8 protein-coding genes are annotated in these 5,981 nt (G+C 42.4%); 1 reads left to right on the forward strand and 7 read right to left on the reverse strand.

The window, feature by feature from the left end:
• The 7 genes from ACP45E_RS19240 to trmJ form a co-directional block, all read right to left on the reverse strand.
• The coding region (locus tag ACP45E_RS19240; RefSeq protein ID WP_158008399.1) for an Hsp70 family protein at window positions 1-578 on the reverse strand (578 nt) is incomplete at its 3' end.
• 24 nt (window positions 579-602) lie between these two features.
• Window positions 603-1,118, reverse strand: a complete 516-nt coding sequence (gene hscB, locus ACP45E_RS19245; protein ID WP_017034143.1) for a co-chaperone HscB — start codon at window positions 1,116-1,118, stop codon at window positions 603-605.
• Window positions 1,119-1,199: 81 nt separating this feature from the next.
• Complete coding sequence (gene iscA / locus ACP45E_RS19250; RefSeq protein ID WP_017034142.1) at window positions 1,200-1,523, reverse strand: iron-sulfur cluster assembly protein IscA; 324 nt, start codon at window positions 1,521-1,523, stop codon at window positions 1,200-1,202.
• A gap of 67 nt (window positions 1,524-1,590) precedes the next feature.
• A complete protein-coding gene (gene iscU / locus ACP45E_RS19255) occupies window positions 1,591-1,968 on the reverse strand; it encodes a Fe-S cluster assembly scaffold IscU (RefSeq protein ID WP_017034141.1) in 378 nt (125 codons plus the stop codon).
• A 33-nt stretch (window positions 1,969-2,001) separates the two neighbouring features.
• The gene (locus ACP45E_RS19260) at window positions 2,002-3,216 is read right to left on the reverse strand and encodes an IscS subfamily cysteine desulfurase (protein WP_017034140.1); all 1,215 of its coding nucleotides are present in this window, start codon (window positions 3,214-3,216) and stop codon (window positions 2,002-2,004) included.
• Window positions 3,217-3,243: 27 nt separating this feature from the next.
• Complete coding sequence (iscR, locus tag ACP45E_RS19265; protein ID WP_017034139.1) at window positions 3,244-3,750, reverse strand: Fe-S cluster assembly transcriptional regulator IscR; 507 nt, start codon at window positions 3,748-3,750, stop codon at window positions 3,244-3,246.
• Window positions 3,751-3,859: 109 nt separating this feature from the next.
• Entirely contained in the window at window positions 3,860-4,588 is a 729-nt protein-coding gene (gene trmJ / locus ACP45E_RS19270; RefSeq protein WP_017034138.1) for a tRNA (cytosine(32)/uridine(32)-2'-O)-methyltransferase TrmJ, read from the reverse strand.
• Window positions 4,589-4,764: 176 nt separating this feature from the next.
• Here trmJ and suhB point away from each other — a divergent pair, with 176 nt between their 5' ends.
• Window positions 4,765-5,568 carry an inositol-1-monophosphatase gene (suhB, locus tag ACP45E_RS19275; protein ID WP_017037094.1) on the forward strand — a complete coding sequence of 268 codons (804 nt, stop codon included), beginning with the start codon at window positions 4,765-4,767 and terminating at the stop codon, window positions 5,566-5,568.
• Window positions 5,569-5,981 lie beyond the last annotated feature (413 nt).

Consider the following 5,981-nt stretch of genomic DNA (forward strand, 5'->3'; position numbering starts at 1 on the left):
TAAGCCAGTGCGGCGGCTGTCGGTTCGTTGAGTAAGCGTAAGACATGTAAGCCAGCCAGATTTGCGGCATCTTTGGTGCCTGCTCGTTGAGCATCGTCAAAATAAGCAGGGACAGTGATGACGATCCCAGCAAGATCACCACCCAGTGTTTGTTCTGCGCGTTTGGCTAGGACTTTTAGAATATCGGCTGACACTTGAATCGGGTTTTTCGCACCACGCTTGGTATGCAATAACGGAAGCCCATTATCACTTTCTTCAAACTGGTACGGCAATGTAGGGTATCGACTTTGAATATCTTTCAAAGAACGACCTAACAATCGCTTAATGGAGATGATTGTATTTTCAGGATCTTGCTCTGCTAACTCATGAGCAGCATAACCAACCTTGGTCTCTTCGTTTGAGTAATTCACTACCGAAGGGAGAATGCTACGACCTTGATCGTCTTGAAGAGGGGTAGCTTTACCACTGCGCACAGAAGCAACAAGTGAATTGGTGGTACCTAAATCAATCCCTGCCGCCAATTTGTGCTGATGCGGTGCAGAGCTTTGTCCTGGTTCGGCAATTTGAAGTAGTGCCATTGAAGAGTCCTTAATTGTTCTAAATTAGCTAATCAGTCGGTCTTCGACTTGTTCTATTTGTTGTATTAATTTAGCAATGAATTTTAATTTTCTGACTGAATCTGCGGCTTTCATCCACTGCGATGCGGCTAATTCTGTTTCAAGTTGACGTTTTTGCTTCTCAAACGATTGGCTGATTTTATCACTAAAATTATACAGTTTGTCTTCTGCATCGTCCGATAATTCTATATCACCAAGTTCTTCGCGCAGCTCCATCTGTTCCATAAGAAACATTGGGTCTTGCATCGTCTTCTGTTCACCATCGAGCTCAATTCCATTTAACATCAACAGATATTCAGCGCGTGAAATAGGGTGTTTTAAAACTTGGTATGCGTCATTTATCTGAGCGGCTTTTTGCACTGACATCAGGCGATCGCGCTCTGAAGCGGTCGCAAAATTATCAGGGTGGAAGCTTTTCTGCAGTTCTCTAAATTGAGAAGAAAGAAGGCTACCTTCCAGCTTAAACTGAATTGGTAGCCCAAATAATTCAAAATGATTCATGGAAACTCAATCCTAGGGTGTAGCTAGGTTGACTCCACCTAGCTATCTGATTAGATGTTGAAGCTATTGGCTTTCCGAAGACTAAACGTTGAAGCTCTCACCACAACCGCATTCGCCTTTGGCGTTAGGGTTGTTAAACTCGAAACCTTCATTCAGCCCTTCTTTCACATAATCGAGTTCAGTTCCATCTAAGTAAACCAGACTTTTAGGATCGATAATGACCTTTACACCGGAGTGCTGAAACACTTGGTCTTCTTCATTCAGTTCGTCTACAAACTCCAGTACATATGCCATACCTGAACAGCCTGTCGTTTTCACTGCTAGCCGTAACCCGATGCCTTTACCGCGGTTGTCTAAGAATGATTGAACTCGGCTTGCTGCCGTATCCGTCATGGTGATGGCCATACTACAACCTTGTGTTTTATAAATAGTAGAACTTAGTTGAAAGCATTATACCGCCCTCAACTAATATTTAACGTTTTTTCTTGTAATCTGCAACTGCAGCTTTAATCGCATCTTCTGCAAGAATAGAGCAGTGTACTTTTACTGGGGGTAACTCTAGCTCTTCTGCGATCTCAGAGTTTTTGATAGCCGCAGCTTCATCAATACTCTTTCCTTTAACCCACTCTGTTACTAGTGAGCTTGATGCAATTGCGCTACCACAACCGTAGGTTTTAAATTTTGCATCTTCGATAATACCGTCAGGTGTCACCTTAATTTGCAATTTCATTACGTCACCACACGCTGGCGCACCAACCATGCCGCTACCAACATTTTCATCATCTTTATCAAATGAACCTACGTTACGTGGGTTTTCATAATGATCGATCACTTTTTCGCTATAAGCCATAATATTTACCTCGAATCCTCTACATCCTTGAGATTAATGATGTGCCCACTCAACAGTGTCCAAATCAATCCCTTCTTTATACATATCCCATAGAGGAGACATGTCGCGTAATTTGTTTACCGCTACGCGAATCTGTGCGATTGCGTAGTCAACTTCTTCTTCCGTTGTAAAACGGCCAAATGAAAACCTAACTGAGCTGTGAGCTAATTCATCGTTGAGGCCTAGAGCTCGTAAAACGTATGAAGGCTCTAAGCTAGCAGATGTACATGCAGAGCCTGAAGAAACCGCAAGATCTTTAAGAGACATCAGCAATGATTCACCTTCAACAAAGGCAAAACTCACATTCAGGTTATGTGGAACACGTTGGTCCAAATCACCGTTAACGGTTACTGCCTCTAAGTCAATAACGCCATTAAGTAGACGCTCACGAAGAGCTTTCGCATGCTCAAAGTCTTTTTGCATATCTTGCTTAGCAATAGCAAAGGCTTCGCCCATACCAACGATTTGATGAGTCGCTAGCGTTCCTGAGCGGAAACCACGCTCATGACCACCACCATGCATCTGTGCCTCAAGGCGAATACGTGGTTTACGGCTGACATAAAGTGCACCGATACCTTTCGGACCATAAGCTTTATGAGCAGAAAGTGATACCAGATCGACTTTCATTTCTTGAACATCAAGAGGAATCTTACCAATAGATTGAGCTGCATCAACGTGAAAAACAATCTTGCGTTCGCGACACATTTCGCCAATAGAGGCAATGTCTTGAATCACTCCAATTTCGTTGTTTACGTGCATAATAGAAACCAGCACGGTGTCTTCACGCATTGCTGCTTGAAGTTTATTTAGGTCAATAATGCCATTTGATTCTGGGTCAAGGTATGTGACTTCATACCCTTCACGCTCAAGTTGACGACAAGGATCTAAAACCGCCTTGTGCTCTGTTTTACAGGTAATGACGTGCTTACCTTTTTTACCATAAAAGTGGGCTGCACCTTTAATGGCAAGGTTGTCTGATTCTGTTGCACCCGAGGTAAAAACAATCTCGCGAGGATCTGCATTCAGGGTATCTGCGATTTGCTCTCGTGCATTGTCGACAGACTCTTCTGCCTGCCAACCATATCGGTGTGAACGAGAAGCAGGATTACCGAAGTTTCCGTCAATTGTCATGCACTGAACCATTTTTTCGGCAACGCGTGGATCTACGGGACATGTTGCTGAATAGTCAAAATAAATAGGCAGTTTCATTTATTACTCCAATGTAAAACCATTTCGTTATGAACGAACATTCACGCTTATAGAAGCAGCGCTAGGCATTTTTTTTGATACCCCTTGATTTATTGCTAATTTAATATCCTGACGGTCAGAGATATCTATTATCTCGCTGTCGTTCATTAGCTCACCAAGTGTAATATTATTTAGAAACCCACTGATACGTGAGCTAAGGTCGTGCCATAATGTGTGAGTAAGGCATCGAGATCCGCCTTGGCAATCTCCTTTGCCACTGCATTTCGTAGCATCAACCGACTCATCGACAGCCGAAATAACCGAACCAATAGCAATTTGATGTGCATCTTCACCAAGTCGATAGCCACCACCGGGCCCACGAACACTCGCAACCAAACCTGCTTTTCTCAATTTGGAAAATAATTGCTCCAAATAAGAAAGAGAAATGCCTTGGCGTTCAGATATATCAGCGAGGGGCACTGGGTTTTGCTGAGAGTGTAAAGCCACATCTAACATGGCTGTTACTGCGTATCGTCCTTTAGATGTCAGTCTCATATTGCTCATATCCACATCGTTTGTATGGCATGAATCTTTTCATACCTGACTAAATTGGTCAAGTATTATTTGAGCGTTTTAGTCAGGTATAGAATTAGAGCGTTTTCTGCTATTTTTCTCTTTTTTCTATAGATGTCAAAATCCCTCTCAAGATATTGATTTCCTGAACTTCAGGGCGTGCTCTACTGAATAAACGCTTAAGTTTATTCATTACCTGGCCTGGTTGTTCTTTGGAAATAAATTGGGTTCCAATAATCACATTTTCAAGGTGCTCATAGAACATTTCTAACTCTTTGTGGCGAGGGTATTCTTCTTGTAAGTGTTGATTCTTAGTGTACTGACTTTGCTCTAACGCTAGGTGTGCAACTCGAATTTCATAACTTAGCGTTTGCACAGCCATTGCCAAGTTTAACGAGCTATAGTCGGGATTAGCGGGAATACACACATGATAGTGGCAAGTTTGCAATTCTTCATTTGTTAGGCCCGTTCTTTCACGGCCAAATACCAAAGCAACAGAATGGTTAAGACCTTCAACAGCAAACTTTTCACCACATTCTCTGGGCTCAAGCATCGGCCACTCTAACGTACGAGAACGAGCACTAGAACCGACAACCAATCCGCAGTCTTCAACGGCTTTAGATAAGCTGTCTACTATGACCGCATTTTCTACCAAGTCACTGGCACCCGCTGCCAACGCAAGAGCTTGATCGTCTACTTCACACTGAGGGTCTACTAAAACAAGTTGCTTTAAACCCATAACTTTCATAGCACGTGCGGCTGAACCTATATTTCCTGAGTGTGACGTACCAACGAGGACGATCTTGACGTTATCTAACATAAAGCTTATCTACCACATGAATAAAAACGGATAAATTCTAACATACCTATTAGTAAATAGTGACGAGATGATGCTGTTGATTTTTCTTGTGCAAAAAACAACCACTTCCATTTAGAAAAATCTCTGTTATAATTCCGCAGCTTTTTTTTGTTCTTTAACATCCGCTGGGAAATTTTATGCATCCAATGCTAAACATTGCTATTCGCGCTGCGCGAAAAGCTGGCAACCATATTGCTAAATCGCTAGAAACTTCAGATAAAATTGAAACTACTCTGAAAGGTACACACGACTTTGTTACCAATGTAGATCAAGAAGCTGAAACACTGATCATCGATACTATTAAAGCTTCATACCCTGATCACTCAATTGTCGCTGAAGAAAACGGTCTTATCGAAGGAAAAGATAGTGACGTGCAATGGATCATTGACCCAATGGATGGAACATCAAACTTTGTGAAAGGTTTGCCTCACTTCGCTGTATCTATCGCTGTTCGCATTAATGGCAAAACAGAAGTTGCCTGTGTTTACGATCCAATGCTAAACGAACTATTCACCGCTCAACGTGGTGCCGGCGCACAACTTAATAATAGCCGTCTTCGTGTTAACCCACTAAAAGACCTCAACGGTGCTGTTCTTGCAACGGGGTTCCCTTACAAGCAAAAGCAACACTCTGACTCTTATTTCAAAATAATGGCCGCTCTATTTGTTGATTGTGCTGACTTCCGCCGTACAGGCTCACCTGCCCTTGATCTATGTTACTTAGCTTCAGGTCGCGTAGATGGTTTCTTTGAGCTAGGTCTAAAGCCTTGGCAACTTGCAGCTGCAGAGCTAATAGCTCGCGAATCTGGTGCAATTTTGACAGACTTCTCTGGTGGCACTGATTACATGAAATCGGGCAATACTGTTGGCTCTAGTGCTCGCGGTGTCAAATCGATTCTTAAACACATCCGTGAGAACGGAAACGAAGCAATGCTGAAGTAAGTTTTAAAGATTTATACAACAAGCCTCGCTATATGCGAGGTTTTTTTAGTCATAAAATAAATGTTCCAGAACCCAATGTTTTAAGAGGCTCTCCCATGTTTATCAGCACATCTAAAATCATTGAACGCACTCGTTAGGATGGATAGTGCTTTGTGGCACTCCGATGATATTGCCAATCAGTCACCCACCACATTCCCCTATCGAACTACTAAGAGTTGATTACGGCAACGCTACATAGCGAGTCAAAGCTTCGCTGATCATAGCGACATTGTTGCCCAAACCTTTAGCGCTTGGAATGAATACCTAGAATGAGTTGGGGAGAAAGAATATTTTCGAAATAGATTACTGTTAGTTTTCCAGTGTGGCACTAAAAAAGACAATCAAAAAACAAAAAGGCTCTAGCATTTCTGCTA

Origin of the sequence: Vibrio genomosp. F10 str. 9ZD137 (assembly GCF_049974785.1) — a bacterium.
In the GTDB taxonomy this organism is placed as follows: domain Bacteria; phylum Pseudomonadota; class Gammaproteobacteria; order Enterobacterales; family Vibrionaceae; genus Vibrio.

Excerpts from the sequence above, each read along its gene's own strand:
- hscB (WP_017034143.1), bottom strand. The coding sequence starts at position 1,118 with ATGAATCATTTTGAATTATTTGGGCTACCAATTCAGTTTAAGCTGGAA.
- iscA (WP_017034142.1), bottom strand. The coding sequence starts at position 1,523 with ATGGCCATCACCATGACGGATACGGCAGCAAGCCGAGTTCAATCATTC.
- iscU (WP_017034141.1), bottom strand. The coding sequence starts at position 1,968 with ATGGCTTATAGCGAAAAAGTGATCGATCATTATGAAAACCCACGTAAC.
- ACP45E_RS19260 (WP_017034140.1), bottom strand. The coding sequence starts at position 3,216 with ATGAAACTGCCTATTTATTTTGACTATTCAGCAACATGTCCCGTAGAT.
- iscR (WP_017034139.1), bottom strand. The coding sequence starts at position 3,750 with ATGAGACTGACATCTAAAGGACGATACGCAGTAACAGCCATGTTAGAT.
- trmJ (WP_017034138.1), bottom strand. The coding sequence starts at position 4,588 with ATGTTAGATAACGTCAAGATCGTCCTCGTTGGTACGTCACACTCAGGA.
- suhB (WP_017037094.1), top strand. The coding sequence starts at position 4,765 with ATGCATCCAATGCTAAACATTGCTATTCGCGCTGCGCGAAAAGCTGGC.